The organism is Blastocatellia bacterium (assembly GCA_035275065.1).
In the GTDB taxonomy this organism is placed as follows: Bacteria; Acidobacteriota; Blastocatellia; order UBA7656; family UBA7656; genus DATENM01.
Genome location: DATENM010000085.1, coordinates 91,803 through 116,113 on the forward strand (window position 1 = coordinate 91,803; position 24,311 = coordinate 116,113).

The 24,311-nt window shown below is 62.7% G+C and carries 23 protein-coding genes; 2 read left to right on the forward strand and 21 right to left on the reverse strand.

Annotated elements, in window-relative coordinates; genetic code table 11:
* Positions 1 to 6: 6 nt before the first annotated feature.
* From hslO to VJ464_20000, 13 genes are all read right to left on the reverse strand, one after another.
* Positions 7 to 948 (reverse strand): Hsp33 family molecular chaperone HslO, encoded by a 942-nt coding sequence (gene hslO / locus VJ464_19940; GenBank protein ID HKQ07407.1) that lies wholly within the window; start codon positions 946 to 948, stop codon positions 7 to 9.
* 47 nt (positions 949 to 995) lie between these two features.
* A complete protein-coding gene (locus VJ464_19945) occupies positions 996 to 1,496 on the reverse strand; it encodes a MogA/MoaB family molybdenum cofactor biosynthesis protein (GenBank protein ID HKQ07408.1) in 501 nt (166 codons plus the stop codon).
* Between the two features lie 54 nt (positions 1,497 to 1,550).
* Positions 1,551 to 2,156 carry an RNA 2',3'-cyclic phosphodiesterase gene (thpR, locus tag VJ464_19950; GenBank protein ID HKQ07409.1) on the reverse strand — a complete coding sequence of 202 codons (606 nt, stop codon included), beginning with the start codon at positions 2,154 to 2,156 and terminating at the stop codon, positions 1,551 to 1,553.
* Between the two features lie 7 nt (positions 2,157 to 2,163).
* Positions 2,164 to 4,308, reverse strand: coding sequence for a polyphosphate kinase 1 (ppk1, locus tag VJ464_19955; GenBank protein ID HKQ07410.1), 2,145 nt, complete (start codon positions 4,306 to 4,308; stop codon positions 2,164 to 2,166).
* 3 nt (positions 4,309 to 4,311) lie between these two features.
* A complete protein-coding gene (locus tag VJ464_19960) occupies positions 4,312 to 4,686 on the reverse strand; it encodes a VOC family protein (protein HKQ07411.1) in 375 nt (124 codons plus the stop codon).
* A 60-nt stretch (positions 4,687 to 4,746) separates the two neighbouring features.
* Positions 4,747 to 5,961 (reverse strand): alanine--glyoxylate aminotransferase family protein, encoded by a 1,215-nt coding sequence (locus tag VJ464_19965; GenBank protein ID HKQ07412.1) that lies wholly within the window; start codon positions 5,959 to 5,961, stop codon positions 4,747 to 4,749.
* Complete coding sequence (locus VJ464_19970) at positions 5,951 to 7,177, reverse strand: trypsin-like peptidase domain-containing protein (GenBank protein HKQ07413.1); 1,227 nt, start codon at positions 7,175 to 7,177, stop codon at positions 5,951 to 5,953. The genes VJ464_19965 and VJ464_19970 overlap by 11 nt, the downstream gene beginning before the upstream one ends.
* Before the next feature lie 248 nt (positions 7,178 to 7,425).
* Entirely contained in the window at positions 7,426 to 8,004 is a 579-nt protein-coding gene (locus VJ464_19975) for a hypothetical protein (GenBank protein ID HKQ07414.1), read from the reverse strand.
* A 166-nt stretch (positions 8,005 to 8,170) separates the two neighbouring features.
* Positions 8,171 to 8,962, reverse strand: coding sequence for a TlyA family RNA methyltransferase (locus tag VJ464_19980; protein HKQ07415.1), 792 nt, complete (start codon positions 8,960 to 8,962; stop codon positions 8,171 to 8,173).
* 5 nt (positions 8,963 to 8,967) lie between these two features.
* Positions 8,968 to 10,260, reverse strand: a complete 1,293-nt coding sequence (locus tag VJ464_19985; protein ID HKQ07416.1) for a DUF5715 family protein — start codon at positions 10,258 to 10,260, stop codon at positions 8,968 to 8,970.
* A gap of 97 nt (positions 10,261 to 10,357) precedes the next feature.
* Complete coding sequence (locus VJ464_19990; protein HKQ07417.1) at positions 10,358 to 11,065, reverse strand: formylglycine-generating enzyme family protein; 708 nt, start codon at positions 11,063 to 11,065, stop codon at positions 10,358 to 10,360.
* 89 nt (positions 11,066 to 11,154) lie between these two features.
* Positions 11,155 to 11,349, reverse strand: coding sequence for a YwbE family protein (locus tag VJ464_19995; protein HKQ07418.1), 195 nt, complete (start codon positions 11,347 to 11,349; stop codon positions 11,155 to 11,157).
* Between the two features lie 32 nt (positions 11,350 to 11,381).
* Entirely contained in the window at positions 11,382 to 12,452 is a 1,071-nt protein-coding gene (locus VJ464_20000) for a hypothetical protein (protein HKQ07419.1), read from the reverse strand.
* A gap of 170 nt (positions 12,453 to 12,622) precedes the next feature.
* Between VJ464_20000 and VJ464_20005 the strand changes: the two genes are divergently transcribed.
* Positions 12,623 to 13,018 carry a Dabb family protein gene (locus VJ464_20005; GenBank protein ID HKQ07420.1) on the forward strand — a complete coding sequence of 132 codons (396 nt, stop codon included), beginning with the start codon at positions 12,623 to 12,625 and terminating at the stop codon, positions 13,016 to 13,018.
* A gap of 102 nt (positions 13,019 to 13,120) precedes the next feature.
* Positions 13,121 to 13,915, forward strand: coding sequence for a zinc ribbon domain-containing protein (locus VJ464_20010; protein ID HKQ07421.1), 795 nt, complete (start codon positions 13,121 to 13,123; stop codon positions 13,913 to 13,915).
* A gap of 108 nt (positions 13,916 to 14,023) precedes the next feature.
* Here the strand turns inward: VJ464_20010 and VJ464_20015 are convergent, their stop codons facing one another.
* From VJ464_20015 to VJ464_20050, 8 genes are all read right to left on the reverse strand, one after another.
* Complete coding sequence (locus tag VJ464_20015) at positions 14,024 to 14,998, reverse strand: DUF58 domain-containing protein (GenBank protein ID HKQ07422.1); 975 nt, start codon at positions 14,996 to 14,998, stop codon at positions 14,024 to 14,026.
* A 21-nt stretch (positions 14,999 to 15,019) separates the two neighbouring features.
* Positions 15,020 to 16,348 carry an acetamidase/formamidase family protein gene (locus VJ464_20020; protein HKQ07423.1) on the reverse strand — a complete coding sequence of 443 codons (1,329 nt, stop codon included), beginning with the start codon at positions 16,346 to 16,348 and terminating at the stop codon, positions 15,020 to 15,022.
* Between the two features lie 41 nt (positions 16,349 to 16,389).
* Entirely contained in the window at positions 16,390 to 17,436 is a 1,047-nt protein-coding gene (locus tag VJ464_20025; protein ID HKQ07424.1) for a MoxR family ATPase, read from the reverse strand.
* A gap of 145 nt (positions 17,437 to 17,581) precedes the next feature.
* A complete protein-coding gene (locus VJ464_20030) occupies positions 17,582 to 18,067 on the reverse strand; it encodes a DinB family protein (GenBank protein HKQ07425.1) in 486 nt (161 codons plus the stop codon).
* Between the two features lie 31 nt (positions 18,068 to 18,098).
* The gene (locus VJ464_20035) at positions 18,099 to 20,270 is read right to left on the reverse strand and encodes a hypothetical protein (GenBank protein HKQ07426.1); all 2,172 of its coding nucleotides are present in this window, start codon (positions 20,268 to 20,270) and stop codon (positions 18,099 to 18,101) included.
* Positions 20,267 to 21,094 (reverse strand): ABC transporter permease subunit, encoded by an 828-nt coding sequence (locus tag VJ464_20040; GenBank protein HKQ07427.1) that lies wholly within the window; start codon positions 21,092 to 21,094, stop codon positions 20,267 to 20,269. The genes VJ464_20035 and VJ464_20040 overlap by 4 nt, the downstream gene beginning before the upstream one ends.
* Before the next feature lie 124 nt (positions 21,095 to 21,218).
* A complete protein-coding gene (locus tag VJ464_20045) occupies positions 21,219 to 23,117 on the reverse strand; it encodes an ATP-binding cassette domain-containing protein (protein HKQ07428.1) in 1,899 nt (632 codons plus the stop codon).
* Positions 23,114 to 24,311, reverse strand: a 1,198-nt coding sequence (locus tag VJ464_20050) for an HlyD family efflux transporter periplasmic adaptor subunit (protein HKQ07429.1), incomplete at its 5' end; no start/stop codon positions are given. The genes VJ464_20050 and VJ464_20045, both read right to left, overlap by 4 nt.

Genomic DNA, 24,311 nt, shown 5'->3' on the forward strand with positions numbered 1-24,311 from the left:
AGCGGTTCACTCGGCGGCGAGAATCCCGGTCAGCTCGTCGCCGGTGATCTGGTAGGCTTCGTTACAATAATGGCAGATCAGCTCCGCGCCGTTTTCTTTCGCCAGCATGTCTTCGACCTCTTCGCGGCCCAGCGACGAGATGATCTGCAAAACGCGCTCGCGCGAGCACTGGCAGTAAAAGCTCGGCTCGCGCTCCTCCAGCGCCTGTAGGTCGAGGCCGCCAAGCGCCTCGCGCAGCATCGCTTCCGGCGTGAAACCCATCTTGATCATTTCGGTCGAAGCCGGCGCTCGCGCAATCGTCTGCTCGACCTGCCGAATCAGTTCCTCGTCGGCGCTCGGCAGCAATTGAATGATGTAACCGCCGGCTGCCACAACTCGCAGCCGGTCAAGCGTGAATTCGGGCGCGTCGTCGCTGGCCGATGGGGCAACCGACATCAGCACGCCGAGGCTCACCGCTGACGGAATCTGCTCGGACTTGGCCAGATAGTAAGCGATATCTTCGCTGATCTCGCCCGAAGTGATCGGCACAGAGCCGCGGTAGGCGTCTTTGTGCAGGCCGATCTCGAACCCCGCGTCGCGCGTGACAAAGAGTGTGCCGCCGCCGACGATGGCGCGCACGTCGAATTTGCCGAGCGCGTTGGCCAACGTCGTATCGGCTTCGGGGTTGGTGACGTAGCCGCGCACGCGTCCCGCCGGGTCGGCCTGGGCGATGATATTGCCGATAGGGCCATCGCAGTGGAAATGGACAGTGATCTTCTCAAGGTCTTTGACGCCCGCGCCCAGCAGCAAGCCGCCGGTCAGCGTGCGGCCTAGAGCGACCGAGGCGGTCGGAAAGGTTTGATGGCGGCGGCAGGCCTCGCCGACCAGTCGCGTGGTGACGGCGGCCATGCAGCGTAATTGATTGTCGGCAGCGATGGCATGAATCAGTTTATCCGGCTGTGATCCCATTCCCCTGGTTCTCCGTTGTGGCGCAAGCTAACCGCCTTGCGCCACATTCAACTGGCGCACTTGCGCGACTGTTCGGTGAGCAAGCCGATGGCGTGCGGCAGCGAGCTGCGAATGGCGGTGAAGTTCTGAGTCGCGCCGCGCGTGCTGCCCGGCAGGTTGACGATCAACGTGCTGCCGCGAATGCCGCAGACGGCGCGCGATAGCGGCGCGAGCGGCGTCGCTTCAAGACTGCGCATACGCATCAACTCGGCAAGTCCCGGCGCTTCCTTCTCGATCACCTCGCGCGTCGCTTCGGGCGTGTTATCACGCGGGGCAAAGCCGGTGCCGCCGGTCGTGCAGATGAGATTGACCGCGCCGCCGTCGGCGAAATGTCTGAGGCGCGCGGCGATGACTTCGCGATCATCGCTGATGATTTCGGTCGCCGCAATGCGCGCGCCGAGCTTTTCCAGCTCGGCAACCACCGCCGGGCCTGATCGGTCTTCGCGCTCGCCACGCGCTGCCGAGTCACTGATCGTTACGACGACGGCAACAATCTCTACTTTAGCCATTCACTCGCTCCCAATGGTTTTCTGATGGAGTGCTCAGATGAAGTATTATAGCGGTTATTCGGCGGAGAGAGGAACGACCGCCTGCGGGGCGTAGATTGACCCGGAAGGGTGTAGGTCGCTGCGCATCACGATGACTTCCGTCGCAGAAAAGGTTTCGGCGGCGAAGCCTGCGGCCAGCAACGCTTCGACCGTGGGCCGGGCTTTGAAGGGATCGCGGACGCGGGCCATCGTCAGGTGCGGCGCGAAGCGTCGGGCCTCGCGCGCAAAGCCCTCGCACTCAAGCTCGGCTTCGATGTTGGCGTGCAAGCGGCGCAAGGTGTCGGGCATCGGGTCGAGCCCGACCCAAAGCACGCGCGGACTTTTCAGAGAAGGGAAACAGCCCGCCCCCGTGACCGTGATGTCGAAGGCGGAGACCGCCTGACAAGCGCGCGCGACCGCGCGGCTGACGTCGGCGATTCGTGAAGCCGCCACATCGCCCAGGAATTTGATCGTCAGATGAATATTCGCCGGCTTGACCCAACTGATCGGCACACCGCTGCGGCGCAGGCTGCCTTGCAACGCTTCGATGCGTGCTTTGACGGTCGGCGGAACTTCGATGCAGACGAAGGTACGAATCCCCGCGCCGCCTGCCCGTTCGCTCGCCTCAGTCGTCCGCCGCATCGTTGCCTCAGTCGTGAATGGCGCTGTAATGCTCCATGAAGTAGGTCTGCGAATTCAGCCGCTCGCTGCCTTCGGGCGGGATGATGCGCTGATAGTTGCCGTTCAACAACAGCCGCCGCCCCTTGACGTTGTCGCGCAGGCAGACGTCGAGCACCTCGTTCTTCAGATGGTGCTTCAATCGCGGGTCTTCGATGGGCACGAGGATTTCGACGCGGCGATCCAGGTTGCGCTGCATCCAGTCGGCGCTGCCGATGTAGATGTCTTCGTCGCCGCCGTTCTCGAAATAGATGATGCGGCTATGCTCAAGAAAGCGTCCGACGATGCTGACGACTTCAATCTTATCGGAAAGCCCCGGCACCCCCGGCCTGAGCGAGCAGACGCCGCGCACCAGCAGATCGATCTGTACGCCGGCCTGCGACGCTTCATAGAGGTGACGGATCACCTTGGTATCGGTCAGGCTGTTGATCTTGGCGATGATGCGCGCCGGTCGCCCGGCTTTCTGGTGCTCGATCTCGCGGTCAATCAATTCGGCGACCTGCTCGCGCATGTTCACCGGCGCAACCATCAGGCGGCGGTATTCGGTCTGCCGCGAGTAGCCGGTCAGGAAGTTGAACAGGTCGGTCGCGTCGGCGCCGATCTGCTCGTTGGCGGTGAACAACCCGAGGTCCGTGTAGATGCGCGCCGTCGTGGCGTTATAGTTGCCCGTGCCGAGGTGGACATAACGGTGCAGCGAGTCGCCTTCGCGGCGCACCACCAGCGCCAGCTTGCAATGCGTCTTCAGTCCGAGCAGGCCGTAAACCACATGGACGCCCGCCTGCTCCAGCCGCCGCGCCCAGCCGATGTTGCTCTCTTCGTCAAAGCGCGCTTTCAATTCGACCAGCACCGCTACCTGCTTGCCGCGCTCGCTGGCTTCCATCAAGGCGCGGACGATGGGCGAATCCTGCCCCGTGCGGTAGAGCGTCATCTTGATGGCTAAAACGTCAGGGTCTATGGCGGCGCTGCCGATGAAATCGACGACCGTCGAAAACGAGTTGTACGGGTGATGCACGAGCAAGTCCTGGCGCTTGATGACGTCAAAGATCGGCTCGTTCGAGCGCAGCGCCGCCGGGATCGAAGCGATGAACGGCTTGTCTTTCAGCTCCGGGCGTTCGAGCTTGTAGAGCGCCATCAGGTCGGGCACATTCAGCGGGCCATCAATCACATAAACATCATCGCTCGTCAGGTCGAGCGAATTGGTAAGATAAGCCACCATATCGGGAGGCATGGTGGCGACGACTTCCAGGCGCACGACGCTGCCGAAGCGGCGGCGACGGCGCAGCTCCTGTTCGAGCGTGCGCAGCAGGTCGTTGGCTTCGTCTTCGCGGATTTCAATGTCGGCGTCACGCGTCACGCGAAAGGCGTGAACCTCGCCAATCTTCATGCCGGGGAAGAGGTTGTGAATGTTGGCAGCGACCAGTTCTTCAAGCAGCGTGAACTCGGTGCCCGAATCGCCGACGGGGACGAGGCGCGGCACCAGCGGCGGCACTTTGACGCGCGCAAAGCGCGGCCCGGTCATCAAGAGCGGGTCGTCCAATCCATCAGATGGCTCGATCATCACGCCGAGGTTCAGGCTGAGGTTCGAGATGTAAGGGAATGGGTGGCTCGGGTCTACGGCCTGCGGCGTCAAGACCGGGAAGACGTTTTGCAAGAAGTAATCGTTCAGGCCGCGGCGCTCGCGATCCGAGAGCGCCCGGTAGGGCGTGACGGTGATGTCGCGCGCCACCAGTTCCGGCAGGATGTCGTCTTTCAGGCAGCGCATCTGATCGGCGAGCATCGGGTGCAGGCGGTCGGCGATGACTTTCAGCTGCGCCCCCGGCGTCAGCCCGTCGAACGACAATTCGGTGATGCCCTCTTCGATCTGCTGCTTCAAACCCGACACGCGGATCATGAAGAACTCGTCGAGGTTGGTCGAGAAGATGGCCAGGAACTTCAAGCGCTCAAGCAGCGGGTGCGATTTGTCGAGCGCCTCTTCGAGGACGCGAGCGTTGAAGTTGAGCCAGCTCAGCTCGCGGTTGAACAGCAGCTGGCGGTTGAGAAAGAGCGTCGGCGGCAGCGCCACTTTGGCTGCCTCTTGCGCCTGATTTTTTTCCTTACGTTTGGCGGAATCTGCCATAGCTTAATTCTCCGAAGCCCCCCCGGTAATCTCTATGCGGTTGCCGCCGGGGTCGCGCAGGAAGAAACGCTTGATGCCCTTGATGGGGCGCTCGTCATCGAGGACCTCGATGCCGGCGTCGCGGAAGTGGCGCTCGGCAGCCTCGACATCGTCAACCTGATAACAGACGTGTCGCCGGCTCGGCGGCTGTGCGGCTTCGATAGAGAGGTGCAATTGCGCGGCGCCGAGCTGATACCACGCGCCGCGCGAAAGCGCCGCGTCGGGCTTATAGATCTCTTCTAGGCCGAGGACACGGCCATAGAAATGCTTCGCCTCGGCCTCCCGCTCAGGCGGCACGGTGACGTTGACGTGATGCAGTGCGACTCCTCCGAGCGCCATAAGTCTCCTCTCCCCTCGCGACGCGGTTTCTCAAGTATAGCAAGCCGATCAAGCCTCACTCTAGCTTGCGGCTCCGGATTCATAGACGCGCTCGGCGGCCTCGGCACCCGAGGCGCAAGCGAAGCCTTCGGCCTGAAGCGCCCGCTGCAAGGCGTCCAGCACCAGCCGCACATTTTGGCGTGCGCTGCCAGAGCCCATCAGGCCGATGCGCCATATCTTGCCTTTCAACGGCCCGAGCCCGCCGCCGATTTCGATGTTGTCGTCGTTCAACAAGCGGGCTCGAACGCGCCCGTCGTCTACGCCATCGGGGACGCGCACGGCGTTCAAGCTCCACAGCCGGTCGGGCGGCGCGACGTTCATCGCAAGCCCCATTGCTTCGACGCCGGCAACCAGGGCGCGGTGGTTGCGCTCGTGCCGTGCCCAGCGCGCTTCCAGCCCTTCCTCGTAGACGATTTGCAGGGCTTCGCGTAGCGCGTAGTTCATCGAGATCGGCGCCGTGTGATGATACGTGCGCTCGCCGCCCCAGTATTTTTCGACCATCGAGATGTCAAGATACCAGCTCTGCACCTTCGCCCGGCGATTGCGAATGACTTCAAGGGCGCGCTCCGAGAATGTCACCGGCGCAAGTCCCGGCGGCGCTCCCAGACATTTCTGCGTCCCCGAATAACAGACGTCAATGCCGTTGCGGTCAACGCCTACGGGATGGCCGCCGAGCGAGGTCACCGCGTCAACGATCAATAGCGCGCCGTGATCGTGCGCCATCCCGCTCAGCCCTTTTAAGTCTTGCAGCACGCCTGTCGAAGTCTCTGCGTGAACGATGGCGACAGCCTTCGGTTTACTGCACGACGCGAGCGCCGCGCGAACCTGTTCCGGGTCAATGGCTGTGCCCCACTCGGCGCGCACCGCCGTCGGGCGACCGCCGCAGCGCCCGACAATGTCTAGCATGCGCTCGCCGAAGACGCCGTGGATACAGACGACGACTTCATCACCCGGCTCGATAGGGTTGACGAGCGCCGCTTCCATGCCGGCGCTGCCGGTCGCCGAGATGGGGATGGTCACGCGGTTCGCGGTCTCGAAGACAAAGCGCAGCAGTTCTTGAATCTCGTCCATGCAGCGCAGGAAGACGGGGTCGAGGTGGCCCAACAAGGGCGCGGCCATCGCCTGCAAGATACGCTCTTCGACCGGGCTGGGGCCGGGGCCGAGCAGCACGCGGCGCGGCGGGGTGAAGGGCTCATAGGTTCGGCGCTCTGTGGCCGGTTGTTTTTCACTGGTCATGCTGAATCCTTTCGCTGAGCGCCTCGCGGGCGCTGAGGGTTGCCGGGTTGCGGATCAATTCGAGCGCGGCGTTGATGGGGGTTCCGAGCGCGATGTCCTGTGTGCTGGTGACGTTCGCCGTCAGGATGCCGATGACTTCGCCTCTGCGGTTCAGCACAGGCCCGCCGCTGTTGCCATGATAAGCCCGCAGGTTCAGTTGAATGAAGTCCTGGCCGATGCGGCTGACGATGCCGGTTGAAAGCGACGGCTCGACCTGCTCGTCGTGCGTCTGCTTCAACAGATCAAGTCCGAACGGATAGCCGATCACGACGACATCTTCGCCCTGGCTGACCTTGCTCAAGTCGGGTTCGACGCCGCGCACGAAGCGCAGTTGCGGCGACTTGACGCGCAGGATGGCCACGTCGGGCTCGATGGCGTCTTTGGCAACGCGGTAGACTTCAGCCGGGATGGCGTCTTCGCGCCGCTGGCCTGACTGAATGACTTCGAGCCGCGACAATCGGCCCGTCCACTCTTGCGGCGGTTTGTTATATTCCCAGTCGCGCACCAGATGACGGTTGGTGACAATCAGGCCGCTCGCAGAAATGACGAAGCCTGAGCCTGTGCGGGCGTCGGTCTGCTTGACTTCGCCGTTCTCGTCCACCAGCTCGAACTCTGCGCGGATGAAGACGACCGCCGGGCGGGTCTGCTCGGCGACTTCGGCAAAGCTCATCTCTTCGTTGTTCGAGCGCACCGGCAGGCGCATCGATAAGAGCACGCCGCCACCTGCGCCCATCAACATCGCGACGACGATGGCCGTGACCAGCCAGCCGTTGGGGCGCGGCATGGGCGGCGATAAACGGTCGGTCGTGGGCCGCTTGACCGTCGGCGTCGCGTCCCCACTTGCCGCAGCCGCGGCAGCCTGCTCGCTTTCGTCAAGCTCGACGCCGAAGCGCAGCAGCGGCCCGCCGGCGCCGAATTCAATCATGTCGTCGTGATTCAGCTCGCTGGTGATGACCCGGCGTCCGTTGATCATGGTGCCGTTGGTCGAGCCGAGGTCTTGCAGCAGAAAGCCATCACCGCGTCTCAGAATAGCGGCGTGGTGCGACGACACGCGCCGCTGGCCGTCGCTAAAGCGCAGGTCGTTGTCGGGCGCGCGACCAATCGAGATGCGCTCTTTATCGAAGCGCTCGCGCCGTCCTTTGTCGCTTCCAACCAGATAAGTGAGGATGGCTCGCATGGGCAATCATCCGCAGGTTTCAATCAGCGTCTCATTATAGCCGACTCTCTGGCCGGCACTAGAGCAGTTTTCGATTGGCGATGGCCTGGGAGCGCGGGCGTCTCGCCCGCCGGTCTTTCGCATGCGCGCAGCTTGCGGGCAAGATGCCCGCGCTCCCAGGCTGGCAATAAAATAAAAGGGCAGCCGGCAGGCGCTGCCCTTGATCCGCAAGCCGCTGCCACTCAAGTGAGCCGCGGCGTTGTCGGCGCTTATTCGATCTTCTTGACGCTGTTGATGATGTTTTCCGCGTCGGTGTTCAGAGCCTCGCCGGCGGCTTTGTCGATGACCAGGACAATAGAGACCATCTTTTCGGCGCTCAGCAGAAAATATATTCCTTGCACCTCATGGCCATTGTTCTTGCCTTCGTAGGGGCGCAGCGACACGCGCATTCCGCCCATCGTTTCATTGGCGACATAATCGCCCAGCTTCGCGCCGGCAGGCTTGCTCTTTTCGACAATCGTATTAAACAGGTCGGCGCGATCTTCATCACTCATATCCTTACTGATCGGTAGGGCGATGAAAGCAATCTGCGCCATGCCGCCACTCTTGGGCGAGACCTTGACCGCGCCTTCTTCGGCTTTGGCTTCCCATCCAGCCGGAACGGTGAATTGAATGCCGGCTTCTTTGAACTTGTAAACGCTGGCCTGGGCCGGCCGACTCGCACCGGCCGGCTGGTTCGTATTGGCTTTCGGATTAGCGGCACGGGCCGCGAACAACATTGAAGCTGGCGCGCAAACGGCGGTGAGCAATATGATGCCCAGCACACTTGAAAGCGGTCGTTTCTTCATGAATTCTCCTGAATGAATTGATGGAACATGATTTCGGTTGCCCTCTCCGCGTTGAGCCGATTTCGCGTCTGAGATGGACAGGCGGCAGGGTCAAGTAATAGTAGTCGGAAAGCCCCACCTTGTAAAGCAGGGCTGCCAGCGCCTTCGTCGCGATAACCGCAGAGATTCAGGGCGTCAGCGCGATGATCTGCGCTTCAACCGTTGGTTGCATGGCTTGCGCCACGCCGGTCTTTTGCAAATGCATCAAGAACTCGCGATTGCCTTCAGCCCCGAGGATCGGCGATTCGATCACGGCAACCGGCAACAGGCTCATTGATGCCGCGGCGCGAGCGATGTCGTAGAGCACGCGCCGATGCTTCTGCGCGTCGGTGACGATGCCGCCGCGCCCGACTTCGCCGCGCCCGACTTCAAACTGCGGCTTGACGAGCGCAATGACCGCCGCGCCATCGGCAAGGCACGCGGCGAGCGCCGGGAATATCTTCGCCAGCGAGATGAACGATACATCTATGGTTGCCAGATCGAAGAGGGCAGGGAACTGAAGAGGGTCGAGGTCGCGGGCGTTCTGGCCTTCGATGACGACGACGCGGGCATCCTGGCGCATCTTCCACGCCAGTTGGTTGTGGCCGACATCAATCGCCCACACGCGCGCCGCGCCATGTTGCAGCAAACAATCGGTGAAGCCGCCGGTCGAAGCGCCGACATCGATGCAGGTGCGGTCGCTCGGATCGATATGAAACTCGCGCAGCGCCGCTTCGAGCTTCAAGCCGCCGCGGCCGACGTAGCGCGGCAGCTCGCCTTTGAGGCGTATCTCAAGCGCCGCATCGATCATCTGGCCGGGCTTGTCGGCGCGCTGCTCGGCGACCAGCACATGGCCGGCCAGAATCAACGCCTGCGCCCGCGTCCGGCTCTCGGCCAGGCCGCGTTCAACGACCAGTTTATCGAGTCGCTCCTTAGCCATTCACCCTAATGCCGGTGCTTGCGCGACGGCGCCGCCGCCGCGTGGCGCTTGCCGCCATTGCGAGTCTTGCCGCCATTGCGAGCCGCGTGCGCGGGCTTGGTCTGCGTCGCTTTTCGCGCCTTGCTGGCGGCAGCCAGCTGGCTGCCGGTTTCACTCAACGAGCTGGCGATGAGCTTTTCATCAGGCCGCGCGCCGTCGGCAAAAGCGAAGACATGGATGTGGTCGCGGTTCTCGCGCAAAGCCTCGACGCGACCGGCATCCTTCATTCGGGCAATGACCGCCATCAGGTAGTCTTGCTCCGTAGCCGTCATGAAAAAGTTATAGACATCAAAAGCCAGCCCCGTCGCATGCGGCGGCGTGCTGATGCGCGTGGCGTTCGGGTTCTTCTCGCCGAGCCGCCGTTGATACTGCTCAGGGCGCACCATCGAAGTGATCGGCAGCGGGCGATTGAATGTCGTCTTGTACTCGTGAGCGATCTCAAGCAGCACGTCACGCGCCGGCGGGCGCAGATAACTGAGCAGCCGCACCTTGAAAGCGCGCCGCGATGCCGCGTCGTCCAGGTTATAAGATTTGCCGTTGAAGTCCGCGGCAAGCTGGGCGAGCGTTTGATAATCATCGGCCATCTCGCGCCGCCGGTCGCGGTTCAGATAGAAGGAGTCAAGCAGTTTCTTGCGCGCCGTGTTCTCCTCTGTCGCGCGGTGAATTTCGGCAATCTGGTTGGTCAACGATTGGCGGCGGGCGCGGTCACGCTTTCCCGCGCGCTGCAACTGGTTCTGTAAATCGGCCAGCCGCGCCTGCGGCTCTTTCAATGACTCATCCAGCCGCGCGGCTTCGCGCTTGAATTCGTCGTCGCTGGCAAACAGCGGAATGTTTTGACCCGTCGCGGGGTCGTAATGCATGAAGCCATCATCGCTGGCGTTACCGCCGACGCCATAAAGAATGTAATCGTCGCCAAGCGGCGGCATCTCGACCAGCTCGCCTTTGCGAATGAGCCGGGCGAGGTCCGCATAATCTTGCGGCATCTCCAGGCGTTGCTCGTGGGTTTCGGCGACCTGAATGGCGAGAAAGCGCCGCCGGTCGCTGTAATGCTGCAACTCGGCTGGCGTGTTGATCGTCGCCTTGCGGCCCGTCGGCTCGCCGCGATCTTCTTCGACCTTGTGAGCGGCGGCTTTCCAGGGATCAACGAGCGGCGCTTCGACCGTGGGCGGCGGCGGTTGTAACGAGCGCGGTGCCTTGCGACAGCCGCTGGCGATCAAGGCCGCCAGCAGACAGGTAGCGACGAGCAAATGAATCGTCAACCTTTTCACTCCTGGCTCTCGCATCGCTACCGAACACCTCTAAGGATAGATTACTTGACAAGCAACCTTCGCGCCATGCGTGGCGAGGCAGCGCCTGCTACAGACTCAGGGCACAGCGGAAACCATAATCGCTGTATCGAAAATCGGGAGGGATGCTGCTGCGCGCAGCGACGCGGGTAATCTTGATCTGGTGACGCCACGAGCCGCCGCGTGACGCCTTGCGCGTTCCCGACGCCGGCCCTTGCGGATTGCGCGCCGCCGCCGCACGATAGTACTGCGAGTCATACCAATCGGCGCACCACTCGTGCACGTTCTCTGAGACGTCAAAGAGGCCGAACCCGTTCGGGCGGCGCCGCCCGACGCGCTCCGGGCCGTCGAGCCACGAGGTAAAGTAATGCGACTGACTTTGCGGCGGCTCGTCGCCCCAGGTGTAGAGCTTGCCCTCTAAGCCGCCACGCGCGGCACGCTCCCACTCGGCCTCTGTCGGCAGGCGGTACGGCTTGCCCGTGCGCTCGGCGAGCCAGGCGCAGTAATCCGCCGCGTCAAACCAGTTGACGCTAGTGACCGGCTGATCCGGGTGGTTGAACTTTTCGTCGAAGAAGGCAGGCGGTGCAACACGCGCCGCCTCTTCGGTGAAGCAACGATAGAGGCGATTGGTGACGGCTGTGCGAGCGATAGCGAAACCATCAACCCACACGCGATGTGCCGGGCGCTCGTTGTCGGCTCCCCCGTCACAGCCCATCAGGAAGTCGCCCGCGGGGATCGTGACCGTCTCCGGCTCAAAGTCTGTGGGCAGTGGTTTCACGAGAGCGGTTTTCAATCGGGTGTAGCGCAATCTGTTAGATTGCGCATTGGCTCGCGCAATCTAACAGATTGCGCTACATGGCAACGGCGTTATTCGACGATCTCCTGAACTCTGCCGACCTCGCCGCTCTCCAGGCGGACTTTGATGCCGTGCGGATGATGCGGCGATTTGGTGAGGATGTCTTTGACGACGCCGCGCGTCCGCTTGCCGGTGCGCTGATCGGCTTTCAAGACGACCTCGACTGTAAGCCCTGGCCGTATCTCTTTCCGGTTCTGACCGCTCATACGAAAATCACCCCTTGTTGCCGGCCTCGGCGTTACTGATCCAGCACCTTCATCTTGCCCTCGAACTTGTGATAGTTGCGGAACTCGATGACGTTGCGCGTATAAACGTGAATGCTGTCGCGCCCCATCAACAGCTCGGCGCGGGTGGGCAGCATGTAACGCTGCTCGCCGATAGTCACCCAGTCATACTCGACGGCGTTCTCTGACATATTGATCGGGAAGCGCGGCGGCATTCCTTCGTAAGCCACTTCGACGCGCAGCACCTGTTTGCTCTCCGTATCGATCCACAGGCTGCCGCTATAACCGGCGATGGTTTTCTGGCCGGACTCCTTGTCTTGAATGATCGCGTTCGAGTCGGCCTTCTTGACCGTAAAGTCGTACAAGACCGTAGGCCGCCCGCGGTACGTCTCATGACGCACTTCTTTGAACTGCGCCTTCGACTGCGGCACGAAAACCGCCATCAGCATCGAGCCGAATTCGCCCGTCGAAGTCGAGCCGCCCAGCTCTTCATAAGTTTGCGTCGTCGGCTTGCCGCTGACGCGCAGCAGCTTGAACTGTTCGCCGCGGTCGGCTTGATAAGTGATCTCGACCTCTATCGTGTCATCCAGTTTCCAGTCTTTGTATTCCGGCGTGCGCAGGTAGCGGCTGACGGTTTGATTGACGATGAAGTTGGGCAACTCCCTGGCGCTTTCCAGCACATAATGGCGCGTCTGTTCGAGCAAAGGCAGGCGCGCGAAATCATCGGCTTGCACTCGTTCAGCGCCGGCCTCGTCGCTCACCCCGGTCGGGTAGGATTCGGGGTGGCCGCCATTCTTGCCGAGCCGCCGGACGGATTCAAGCAGAAAGGTGCGCGCCCCGGCTTGCTTCAGCTCATTGATGGTTGGCTCGTCTACGGCAAAGGCGATGCCGCGCTGCTCCAGTTGCTCGATGATCTCGCCCTGCGACATGTGGCGCTGCCCGCTCTGGCGCAGCAGCGTCAGCAACTCCGCTTTGCTGAAAGGCGTGACTTTGTCCTGCGCCGCGGCAATCGAACGGCTCGGGCTTAACGAGCTGAAGAAGAGTGAAATCAGAACCAGCGAGACAATGAATCGGTGTTTTGACATTGGCGGTTATTGAGTACTCCTTGTTGGAAGCTCTGCGCTGTCATCCCCTTACAATTCTACCGCAGCCGCGCCGATTTGATAATCCATTGCCGTCGTTGCGCGCCAGGGGCAAAGGCGGTACTTTGTACGACGTGACCGCTTGCAGCTTCAAAAAATAAGGTGGAAGGTTGATGAGAAGAGTCCTTACGTTGACCGTGCTGGCCGCACTGTCATTGGGGAGCGTGTTGGTTATGAGTGTTGCAGCCGACAAAAAAGAGAGGGTTCGCCACATCGTCGTCTTCAAGTTTAAGCCCGGCAGCAGCGAGGCGCAGATCAAGCAGGTGACCGAGGCTTTCCGGCAATTGAAAGACAAGATTCCCGGCATCCTCGCTTTCGAGCATGGCGTCAACAACAGCCCGGAGAAAAAGAATCTCGGCTTCACGCATGTCTACCTGCTGACTTTCAAAGACGCCGCGGCGCGCGACGCCTACTTGCCGCACCCCGAGCATAAGAAGTTCGGCGAGTTGCTGGGGCGGCTCGGCGTTTTTGAAGACGTTTTCGTCGTTGATTTCGCGCCCGAGAATTGAGGCCGCCGCCGCAGCCCTGGCGTTTTGGCGAAACTTTCTTCGCCGAAAGATGGTTTATACTAGGCATGCAGGGTGATAAGATCCCACACACTGGAGGCGGAAATGTACTGTCCGAAATGTGGCGCTGAAGCGGTCGAAGGCCAGCGGTTCTGCAAAGCCTGTGGCACCAACCTGCAATTAATCATCAACGTCATCCAAGGCGGCGGCAAAGGGCCAGGCCCCTGGCAATTTGACCCCGAAGAAATGAAGCGCAACGTCACGGATTTCGTTGAAAGCTGGAAGAAAGGCTTTCAGCCCGTACACCCCGGCAAGCCCTGGGAAAAGATCGAGCAGAGCCGCGCGCGCCGGCATTCGACGCGCGAGCTGCGCCGCCAAGCGCGCGAAGAAGTGCGCCGCCGCAACCTGCCGCAGCCCGGCCAGTGGTTGAAGTATTCGCGGCAGCACAACCTCAAGGAAGGGCTGATCAGTTTGTTCAGCGGCGGCGCTTTGTCGTTCGCCTTTTTCAAGATCGGCCAGGAAGTTCTCAACTCCGGCGTCATTCATGAAATCCCGCGCATTACCGACGCGCAGATTCATGGCCTCGAAACCCTGGCGCGAATCTTCTGGCTGTTCATGCTGATTCCCCTGTTGAAGGGGTTTGGGCAAGTGATCTATGGCACCTTCTTCGCCGAATCGATGCGAACGCTCAGCGAACGCTTCACCATCCCTGCCGACGAGCTGAGGGATGAGGATCGCCTCACCGCGCCCGCTGTCGAGCGCCACACCGCGCCGCAAGCACCGCCGAACACCGCGCCGCCCGGCTTCGAGCAGGCCGCCGAGCCGCCGCCGAGCGTCACCGAAAACACGACGCAGTTTTTTGAAGAGGCCGGCGTGCCGCGCCGCCGCGAAAGCCAGTAAAGTGACAAGTGACGAGTGACAAGTGACAAGACATTGTCGCTTAGACTCCGGGCATGCCTCAGCATGCGCTGTCCTCCTTGTCACTCGTCACTTGTCACTTGTCACTGATTATTCGGCCATTCGCGCTTCGATCAGGTTCTTCAACAGCAAGTCTTCAAACGACGCGTCGGCGCTGACCAGCGTGTAGCCGATGCCCTGCGAGCGGCAGAACGATTCCAGACCATGCGTATATTCGCCGAGCGCCGCCTTGTACGCGCCGACCAGCCGCTCGTTGACGGTGATCTCGCGCGTCTCGCCGGTCTCGCTGTCAACGAACAGCAGGTCGCCGGCGACGGCCGGCGATAGCTCGTCAGCGGCGAGCACTTGAATCAAGTTCAGATCGAAGCCGCGCCGCGCCAGCAGCTTCATCTCTGTGCGGAAGCCGCCGGCGTCGAGAAAATCAGAGATCACAAAGACGATGCCCGCCCGCCCGTTGATGCGTTGGAAGCCGCGCAGCACGGCGCTCAAATCCGTCCGCCCGCCCGCGCCGGCAATGTCTGTCGCCGGTCCGCCTTGTGCCGCATTCGTCTGCCCGTCGCTTGCCGGCATATTGTTTTCATCACCGCTTGCCAGGCCATCGAGAAAACGCAGCACGTTGAGCAAGTGACCGCGCCCGCGCAAGGCTCGCATCCGTTCTCGCAGCATGGAATCGAACGCCGCCACCGCGACACGATCAAGGCTGCTGATACCGAGAAAGGTCAAGGCCGCGGCGGCGCGCCGCGCAAAGTCGAGCTTCGAGCGCGGCTCGCCGAAGCGCATGGACTGGCTACGGTCAATGAGGATGTCTATGCGCACGTCCTCTTCTTCGATGAACTGCCGCAGCATCAGCCGCTCCAGTCGCGCATAGATGTTCCAGTCAACATGGCGGAAGTCGTCGCCGGCTTCGTACTTGCGAAAGTCCGCGAATTCGACCGACGCGCCGCGCCGGGTCGAACGCCGCTCGCCGCGCATAGTGCCAGGGAAGGCGCGGCGAGCCTGGATGCGCAAGCGTTCCAGCTTTCTCAGAAAGGCGGGGTCGAGCAGGCTGTCTTTTTCCTGGTTCATCGGCTGTACTACGCGGCGGCTTTATTTGCTCTCTTTGTTGATCTGCGCCAGGGCGCTCTTCCTGATCTTAGCGACAACGTTGATGTGTGGGTCAACCAGCTCGGCTACGTCGTAGCGGATCGAAGTTCCCAGGACAACCGCCACTTCGGCGGAGTTCAACTTGTAATCACGTTCGATCCATTGCGCCAGGCCGGTCGTGGCGTGCTGTAGCGCTTCTTGCAATGAACCACCGATGCCGAAAGCCATCAAGTACTCGTCATTTTCGGCGCGCGGCCCGCCCGCAGATTTGCCCTGGATCACGTCCACCGCGAATTCAATCTCCATCGAGGTTTCAAGCGCGTTGCCGGTCAACTCGCCGTCGCCCTGCGCGGCGTGAGCATCGCCCATAAACAGCAGCGCGCCAGTCTGAAAGACCGTCAGGTAGAGCGTCGTGCCTTCGCGGACTTCGTTGTAATCCAGATTACCACCGTAAGGCCCCAGGTCGCCGGTCGCAAAAGCCTGATTGCGCGGCGGCGCGACGCCGACGCAGCCGAGCATGGGCCGCAGCGGGATCGAGAAATTCTTCAGCTTCTCGGACGGGTTGGCCAGCGTCGCCACGCCGCGCTCGCGATCCAGCTTCCACTTGCTGTCGAAGTTGGGCACCTCTTTAATGTCTGCGAGGTAGTACGGATCAAGCGCACTGCCGACGATAGACGAGCTGCTGATTGCATAATCCCTGTTCAAACGAACCCGCTTGAGATGCACGACGAGCGTGTCGCCCGGCAATGCGCCTTCGACATAAAAAGGCCCGGTCTGTGGGTTGCCTCCCAGCGAGCGGCGGACGGATTGATGATCGGTGCCTCCGGCATCAACGCTCCAGGTGTGAACGGTGTCGCCGGGAAAGATTTTTAAGACCGGCTCGATGTTGCCGGAGAAGAGGCGGTGGAACTGCTTCGGCTCGAAGGTGTGAGAGCGCGGCGCATCGGCTGGACGAGCAGCCGGACGCTGCGCCGTCCATGTGCCCGGCTGGCCGTTGAAGACGACCGTGCCGCTCATCTTGCCGTTTTCGAGCGTCCCCTTCAGCGTAGCGCGTGGCGTCCCCGATGGCGTCCACAATCCAAACTCCAGTTTAGATTCGTTCAGCTTCCCAACAATCGATAAGTCGTTAAGCCCTGTGCCGGTCAGCTTTTCGCCATCCACCTTAAAGGTGAAGCGACCAACTCGCGGCTCGCCCATCACGATTGCTGTCACCACCCAGAGGCCAGAGATGTCAGCCGATTGCGCCGGCTGGACTGCTTGAGCATGGGCTTTTGAAACAATCGCCGGGCACAGCGTAAGGATCAGCAGGAAGGCTGCAAATCGGTTTTGCATGTTGTCTCCTTACTTTCGGTCTGGGCACTGAGGGATTGCGTTCAGGCGCGCGACGGCTCGGCCTCGCGCGGCCGCGTCGCCGTGCGTGTGGCGGCAACCTCGTTCAGCACCTCGTCAAGTATCGCGTCGGTGCTGATGCCATCGGCTTCGCCTTCAAAGTTGCGAATGATGCGGTGCCTGAGCGACGGGCGGGCGACGGCGATCACGTCGCCGGTCGAAACGTTATAACGGCCCGCCAGCAAGGCGCGCGCTTTTGCCGTCAAGACCATCGCCTGCGCGCCGCGCGGGCTGGCGCCATAACGAACGTAGCGGCGTACGATGTCGGTCGCGCTGTCGCTGGTCGGATGCGTCGCCAGCAGAATGTCCGCCGCCATCTCTTCGACGTGCGGCGCGATGATGACTTCGCGCACCAGCCGCCGCATCTCGATCAGCTCTTCGGGGGTGATGACTTCCTGGGCGTGCGGCACGTCTTCAACCGTCGTGCGGCGCAGCACTTCAATCAAATCCCCGCGTGACGGGTAGTCCATGAGCAGCTTGTAAACGAAGCGATCCAGTTGCGCTTCGGGCAGCGGGTAGGTGCCTTCCATCTCAAGCGGGTTCTGCGTCGCCAGCACGAAGAAGATCGATTCCAACGGGTAGGTCTGACCGCCAACCGTCACCTGCCGTTCCTGCATGGCTTCAAGCAGCGCGGATTGCGTCTTCGGTGTGGCGCGGTTGATCTCGTCTGCGAGCAGCAGGTTGGTGAAGACCGGGCCGGGCTGAAACTGAAACATCTTCTCGCCGGCTTCGCCTTCGATGACCAGATTGGTGCCGACGATGTCGGCGGGCATCAGGTCGGGCGTGAACTGCACGCGCGCAAAGTGCAGCCCCATCGTTTCGGCAATCGTGCGCACGAGCAGAGTCTTGCCCAGCCCCGGCACGCCTTCCAGCAAGACGTGGCCGCCGGCCATCAGCGCCAGCAGCGCGCCTTCGACGATCTCTTGCTGGCCGACGATGACGCGGGCGATCTCTGCCTTCAGCGCGTTGAACTTGCCGACGTAGCCTTCGACCTTCTTCTTAATGTCACCGAGCGTCTGTGATGAATCCATAATCTCTAGGAAGTCAGGAGTCAGGAGTCAGGAGTCAGGATGGAAACGGAAGGGGAGTCTAAAAGATTGAATAGAGGCGGCGGACAAGCGTACTCGCTGCCGCCGACTTCCTCTTCCATTCTGGCTCCTGACTCCTGACTTCTTCTCACCAGGGCATTTTCAGGCGCACGATGTCCTTCATCTGCACGAGGTGGTTCATGTCGTTGCCTTTGATCTGCCGCACCGCCAGTTGTTCGATGCTGAGGGGGCCGTCTACTTCGTGGACGCCGCTGCGCGACCATGCGTCGGGCGGCACGCTGTCGAGCAGGTTGACGGTCTCTGTGCGCCGTTGGCGGAATTCATCGAGCGCCTGCCGCGCGTCCTGATTGATGTAATCGCGCTCGTAGGCCAGTCGGTCCTGATCGATGTTCGGCATCCACGGCTGCTCTTCGCCGACGATGCGCTGATAGCGCGCCAGGTAAGCCTCGCGCTCCATATCGCGCAGGTGGCACATGATCTCCTTGATTGACCACTTGTTCGGGATCGGTCGCCAGCGCAGCGTCTCTTCATCCAGGTCTTTCAGCAGGTCTTCAAGCTCGTTGGGCAGCGACCGCAGATTCCACAGCAGCCGGTCTTTCTCGCGTTGATCCATGTACCCCTCCGATTCTCTTGTGATGAATCTTTTATTGCTTCTTTGCGGCGTCGGGATTGATGGCGTCGAAGTAGCTCTTCACCACCGAGCGCAGGCGTGGCGGCACCTGGCTGCGCTCGACCGCGCGCTCGGCCTCGCGGCGATACTGCGGATAAGCCGAGGTGTAAGGGGCGCGTGACGCGCCAGGACCGGCTGGCGATTTCAAGTAGAGAAATTCGCCGCCCGTGCCGCGTTGCGGGTTGCCGCTCAAACGCGCATCGCGGCCCTGGCCGGTCGGCTGGCGCGGCCCGTCGGCCTTTGCCGTCAGCCCGCCGGCAGCGCGCATAATGTCGCGCCCGGCCTGCTCGTCTTTCGCATCCATCACGCCGCGCCCGCCGCGGTTGTTGCCTTGCGATTGTTCGGGCTTGCCGTCATTCGGCTGGCGATTACCACTGCCATTGCGGTCGCGGCGGTCGAACTGCTCGCCCCACTTTGCGAAGCTTTGCGCCATGCCCGCGACCGTTGATTTCGCCTGCTGATTCTCCATCATCAATCGCGCGGAGGCTTGCAGCTCGCGCTTCAACTCTTCCTGGTTGCCGAGGGCGCGGGCGAACTGCTCGATCTGTTCGGGGGTGATCTGCTTGGCGAGCTGTTCGGCCAACTGCTGCATCTCTTTCGACTGGGCGATCTTTGACAGGTCGCGCGCCAGAAACTCGGCAGACTGTTGCAGGCGCTTGATGTCATCGGGCGACAGCTTGCCGTCGCGCAGCTCGGCGGCCTTCTTCAACAACTCCTGCGAAAGCTGCGGCAGCATCTTGCCGGCTTGCTCGGCGGCGAGGTTGGCCAGCGGGTTGTTGCTCTCTTGATTGGCTTCCGGCTTTGCTTCCGGCTTCGGCTGCTCGCCTTGCGGGCTCGGCTGGCCGTTTGGCTGGCCGTCGGCTTTGGCCGTCGCCTCTGGCGCGGACGGCGGATTGCCGCTTTGCGGATTGCCGCCCTGCGGCGGATTGGCGCTTTGCTTATTCGCCTCGGCGGTAGCGTTTGCCGGCGGCTGCCCTGAAACCGGCTTCTGTGGCGGTTTCTGCGGCGACTCCTGCGGCTGGCCGGGGTTGTTCTTGCCCTGCGACTGCTGATTGTCTGATGGATTGCTTGCAGACGGCGGCGGTTGATTCGCCGCTGTCGTCTGCGGTTCAGCCGGATTCGCGTTCGGCGGAGTGGGCTTACCCCTCACCTTACGGGCTGCGTCGTTTGTCTGGGCCATCGCTGACGATGGCTTCGGCGGTTCTTTGGCGTTGGTTGCTCGCCGCTTCGCCGCCGACTTTTGCTTATCCGTGTCGTTTGCGCCGGCGTTCTGGTTCTCATCCCGAACGTTTGAATCATCACCGGCCTGAGCCGCATCGTTCACTTCGTCCTGGCCGCTCTTTTCTTTGCGCGCCGGTTCGATGGCGTTGCGCATTCGTTTCTCGGCGACGCTGACGATCTCGTCGGCGTGGGTTGCGGCAAGCTCCGAATGGCGTTTGCGAATCCGCTCTTCGAGGGCGCTCAACTGCCGCAAGGCTTCAGCGCGCGATTCGGGCGACATCCGAAACGAGCGGCCAAGCGCGGCCTGCTCTTTAGCCAGCTTCGCGGTTTCGCTCTCGGCGGGCGCAAGTTTGGCAATCGCTTCGCCGACCTCTTCCATCTGCTCGCCGGCGCTCTGGATGTCGGTCTGCGCTTCAACAATCGCTTCACCGCCGGGAAGCTGTCTGGTCGGCATGGCGACCGCAACAACAAACGCCGCGATGCCGGCAAGCGCGACCACATGCCATGCGCGCAATCGGTAAGGCACAACGGCGGCGGCGCGCTTATCGTCAAGACGCGATGCCGCGTCATCCATCAAGGCTTGCTCGACATCGCGCCGGACCTCGCCACGCGCAAGAATCTCGTGAGCCGTTGTCACGCGGTCTTCGAGCGCGAACGCCTTATCGATTAAGAAGGCCGCCTCTTTGCCGGTGGCGCGCTTTTGATGCCAGCGCCATGCAAGCAGGCCCGTCACCGCAACGGCCGCGAGAATTTCTACAGACCAGTGCAGCCGCGCGATTTGCAACCGCGACAGCACGACGAGCGCGGCGGCAATCAAGCCGCTCGCCAAGAGCGCCAGCGCCAGGTGATCTTGCAAGGCCAGCCATCGCCTGCGCCACATCACCGCGCGCTCAAAATGCTGCAATTTCGTTGCTGCTTCGTTCATATCCAGTTCCTAGCATTCTTCAAACGCCGGTAGCTCAAGAACAGGCTCAGTGCGGTCAGCAACATATAGAATAGCACCTGGCACACCCAGACCGGAATGCCGACCAGCCACGTGCCCACCGCAGGCGGGCTCAACAGCAAATAACTGATGGCCGCATACGGATTGGTCCGCATCAACAGGTCAACCATATTCAAAAAGGTCACCGACGGCCCGCCGTTAAAGCTGCCTGCCAACGCCGAAAAGAACAACGCCAGCGCCGGCATCGCCGCGACCAGGAAGATCACGGTAATCAAGCTGGTCAACTGCGCCAGCACGCCGCGACGAATCAAGGTTGACCACAGGAAACTGAGCGAGCAGAAGGTCACGCCTGACATCAACATCACCAGATACGCCTTCGCCACATCGCCCAGGTCAACGCCGCCGAATGAATAAGTCAGCGCGATCAGCGGCAGCGAGCCGAACAACGTCAGCAGCAAGTAAGAGAGCGCCGCGCCGACTTTGCCGAAGACGATGGTCGTCGGGCGTGCCAGCGAAGCGATGAGCAGGTCAAAGGTTTGCTGCTCGCGCTCCGATGAGATGGCGCTTGCCGAAAACGTTGGCGCGATCAAACAGATCAAGCTCATCTGCACATAGATCAGCACCGGCGTTAGCACGCGGCCCGATTGATTGACCACCGCCGCCGGCGCATTCTTCGTGAGCACCAGGAAGATCAGGCCGAGAATCAAGCTCAACGTCACGACGTAGCCGGTCAGCACCAGGAAGGCGCGCTTGCCGCGCATCCGCGTGCGCATCTCTTTAATCAAAATCGGATTGTACATGTCCATAGTCTTTCAGAAGTAAAAAGTAAAAAGGTAAAAGTAAAAAGTGCGGAGCCAGAATGATAGATAGGGTCGTTTTATCTATTCCATTCTCTTCCTCACTTTTGCCTTTTTACTTTTTACTTTTGCCTTATGCGACGACGCCGCGCGTCACTTTCAGGAAGATGTCTTCGAGGTCGGCTTCGGTGCGTCTGAAGCCGAGGACGCGAACGCCGCGATTAATCAAGTATTCGAGCAGCTCGTCCACCTCATCGGGCTGGCCGGTATATTCGGCATGAATGGTGCGCCCGTCGCAGGTCGTGCGCGTGACCTCGGGCCGTTCGGCCAGCACGTCGAGCGCGATTGCGGCGTCGCCTTTCACAGTAATTTCGATCATGACATTGCCGGCGAGCTTGGCCGTGATGTCTTCGATGCGCCCGGCGGCCAGCACCTGACCGGCTTCGATGATGCCAATCGAAGTGCAAAAGTCCGCAAGCTCTGTGAGGATGTGCGAGCTGACGAGCACGGTCTTCCCCATGCGGCATAGCTCGCGAATCAGCTCGCGGATTTCGATGCGCGCGTGCGGATCGAGTCCCGACGCCGGCTCGTCGAGCAACAACACCGCCGGGTCATGCAGCAAGGTCTTGGCTAAACAGAGCCGCTGTTTCATGCCGCGCGACAGGCTCATCACCTGTGCGTTGCGCTTGATGGTGAGGTCGGTCAGCTCTAGCACGTCGTCAATCGCCCGCTTACGCTGCGCCGGGTTCAGGTGATAGAGCGCCGCGAAGTAGTCGAGATATTCCCACGCCAGCAGGTCTTCGTAGACGCCGAAGCTGTCGGGCATATAACCAATAATGCGCCGCACGTCATAAGGCTGGGTGACGACGTCAAAGCCGCCGACGGTCAGCCGCCCTTCCGAGGGCAGCATCAAGGTGGCGAGCATCTTGATGGTCGTCGTCTTGCCCGCGCCGTTCGCGCCGAGCAGCCCGTACACCTCGCCATAGCGAACCTCGAGGTCGATGCCCTTCACCGCCTCGAACGCGCCGAACCGCTTGCGCAGCCCGCGGGCGCCGATGGCCACCGTGTCGCCGTCGCGCACGGGCTCGCGGCGGTCGGGAAACGGCGGCACGCGCGTCTCGCCCTGCAGCCCGCGCAGCATGGCGACGAACGTGTTCTCGAGCGTCGGCGGCGCCGCGCGCACGCTGGTCACGTCACCGTCGAGCGCCTCGCGGACGACGCGCTCGCCGGCGCTGGCCTCGCGCACGAGCACGTCGAGGCGGTCGCCGAAGCGCTGCACGTCGGCGATCCCGTCATGGCCGCCGAGCGTCGTCTCCGCGCGCCGTAGATCGCGCGCGTGCACCTCGAGGCGCTCGAGCCCGAGACCGCGGCGCAGCTCGGCCGGCGTGCCCGTCCGGTGCAGGCGTCCGTCGTGCATCAGCGCCACCCGATGACAGCGCTCCGCCTCGTCGAGGTACGGCGTCGCGAGCAGGATCGTCATGCCGTGGCTCGACAGCTGGGCGAGCGCATCCCAGAACTCCCGTCGCGACACCGGGTCGACGCCGGTGGTGGGCTCGTCGAGCAGGAGGATCCGCGGCTCGGCCACCAGCGCGCACGCGAGCGCGAGCTTCTGCTTCATGCCTCCGCTGAGTCGCCCCGCGAGACGGTCGAGAAAGCGCTCCATCCCGAACATGGCCAGGTAGCGCAGGCCGCGCGCCTCGATGTCGGCCACCGGCACGCGTCGCAGGTCGCCGACGTAGCGGAGGTTCTCGGCGACGCTGAGGTCCTGGTAGAGGGTGAACGTCTGCGTGAGGTAGCCGACGTACGAGCGCGCCTGACGCGCGGGCGCGCCGAGCAGCTCGGCGTCGCCGGACGTCGCCTCCATCACGCCGCCGAGGATCTGGAAGGTCGACGTCTTGCCGGCGCCGTCGGGTCCGATGAGGCCGAAGATCTCGCCCGTCCGGACGTCGAGGTCGATGCCGCGCACGGCCTCCACCGCGCCGTAGCGCTTGGTCAGCGCACGCGTGCGGATGGCGACGCCGGCCTCGCTCACCGGCGCGCCTGACGCGCGGGCCACTGCTCGCCGTCGACGAGGATCTCGCCGTCGGCCGGCATGCCCGGCTTCGCGAAGCCGACGGCGCCGCGCAGCTGCAGCTTCACGCCGACGACCTGCTTGACGCGGTCTTCGCGGAAGTAGGTGTTCTCCGGCGTGAACGAGGCTTGCGGGTCGATGCGCATGACATGGGCATCGATCGGCGTCGCCGGCGCGGAGTCCAGGTAGACGCGCGCCGGCTGGCCGATGCGCACGCGTCCGATCTGGCCCTCGGGGACGAACGCGCGCAGGTACACCTGGCCGAGGTTCACGAGCGTGATGACGGGCGTGCCCGCCATGACCACCTCCCCGGGCTCCGCGGTGCGCGTGGCGACGGTGCCGTCGAAGGGCGCGATGATCTGGAGGTCCTTGCGGTTGGCGCGCGCCTCCTCGAGCTGCGCGCGCGCACGCTCGGCCTCGGCCTGCGCCGCCGCGATGTCGGCCTGCGCCTGGAGGATCTGGCCCTGCACGGCGGCGACCTGCGAGGAGCGGATGGCCGGATTGGACAGCATCGCCCTGGCTGCCGTGAGCCCGCCCCGCGCCGCTTCCACCTGGCGGCGCTGCGCGGCCACGACCGCGGCCTGCGCCTCCTCGGCGTTCTGCGCGCGGCGCGCCTCCTGCTCGGCCACCAGCTCGCGCTGGAACAGCCGCGTTGCCGCCTCGCGATCCCACTTGGCCTGCGCGTACGACGCCTCCGCCTGCGCGAGCTGCGCCTCGGCGGCGGCCAGGCGCCCTTCCGCCTCGTTCACGCGCCCCTCGGCATCGGCGCGCGACTGATCGACGCCGATGCGACTCTGTCGCAGCTGCTCGTTCAGCACGTCGATCTGGTGCTGCGCCAGCCGCACCCGCGCCTCGGCCTGGCGCACCGCGGCCATCGCCTGCTGCTCGCGGGCGCGGATCTGCTCGTCGTCGAGGACGGCGATGACCTGACCGGCGGTGACACGATCGCCCTCGCGCACGGCGATCTCGCGGATCCGGCCCGACGTCTTCGCGGCCACCGCGGAGTCGTCGCCCTCGATGCGGCCGCTCACCACGAGGACGCCCGGCGGCACGGCCGGCCGCGCGAGCACGAAGCGCCACAGCGCAACGCCGGCGGCGACGACGAGCGCCAGCACGACGACTCCGGCCACGCGCCGGCGCCGCACGCTCATGCGC

Coding starts and splice junctions, on each gene's coding strand:
- VJ464_19965 (HKQ07412.1), bottom strand. CDS start 5,961: ATGACCAGTGAAAAACAACCGGCCACAGAGCGCCGAACCTATGAGCCC.
- VJ464_20015 (HKQ07422.1), bottom strand. CDS start 14,998: ATGAACCAGGAAAAAGACAGCCTGCTCGACCCCGCCTTTCTGAGAAAG.
- thpR (HKQ07409.1), bottom strand. CDS start 2,156: ATGCGGCGGACGACTGAGGCGAGCGAACGGGCAGGCGGCGCGGGGATT.
- VJ464_19975 (HKQ07414.1), bottom strand. CDS start 8,004: ATGAAGAAACGACCGCTTTCAAGTGTGCTGGGCATCATATTGCTCACC.
- VJ464_20030 (HKQ07425.1), bottom strand. CDS start 18,067: ATGGATCAACGCGAGAAAGACCGGCTGCTGTGGAATCTGCGGTCGCTG.
- VJ464_19980 (HKQ07415.1), bottom strand. CDS start 8,962: ATGGCTAAGGAGCGACTCGATAAACTGGTCGTTGAACGCGGCCTGGCC.
- VJ464_19970 (HKQ07413.1), bottom strand. CDS start 7,177: ATGCGAGCCATCCTCACTTATCTGGTTGGAAGCGACAAAGGACGGCGC.
- VJ464_20005 (HKQ07420.1), top strand. CDS start 12,623: ATGAGAAGAGTCCTTACGTTGACCGTGCTGGCCGCACTGTCATTGGGG.
- VJ464_20000 (HKQ07419.1), bottom strand. CDS start 12,452: ATGTCAAAACACCGATTCATTGTCTCGCTGGTTCTGATTTCACTCTTC.
- VJ464_19995 (HKQ07418.1), bottom strand. CDS start 11,349: ATGAGCGGTCAGAACCGGAAAGAGATACGGCCAGGGCTTACAGTCGAG.
- VJ464_19945 (HKQ07408.1), bottom strand. CDS start 1,496: ATGGCTAAAGTAGAGATTGTTGCCGTCGTCGTAACGATCAGTGACTCG.
- VJ464_20025 (HKQ07424.1), bottom strand. CDS start 17,436: ATGGATTCATCACAGACGCTCGGTGACATTAAGAAGAAGGTCGAAGGC.
- VJ464_20020 (HKQ07423.1), bottom strand. CDS start 16,348: ATGCAAAACCGATTTGCAGCCTTCCTGCTGATCCTTACGCTGTGCCCG.
- VJ464_20035 (HKQ07426.1), bottom strand. CDS start 20,270: ATGAACGAAGCAGCAACGAAATTGCAGCATTTTGAGCGCGCGGTGATG.
- ppk1 (HKQ07410.1), bottom strand. CDS start 4,308: ATGGCAGATTCCGCCAAACGTAAGGAAAAAAATCAGGCGCAAGAGGCA.
- VJ464_20010 (HKQ07421.1), top strand. CDS start 13,121: ATGTACTGTCCGAAATGTGGCGCTGAAGCGGTCGAAGGCCAGCGGTTC.
- VJ464_20040 (HKQ07427.1), bottom strand. CDS start 21,094: ATGGACATGTACAATCCGATTTTGATTAAAGAGATGCGCACGCGGATG.
- hslO (HKQ07407.1), bottom strand. CDS start 948: ATGGGATCACAGCCGGATAAACTGATTCATGCCATCGCTGCCGACAAT.
- VJ464_19960 (HKQ07411.1), bottom strand. CDS start 4,686: ATGGCGCTCGGAGGAGTCGCACTGCATCACGTCAACGTCACCGTGCCG.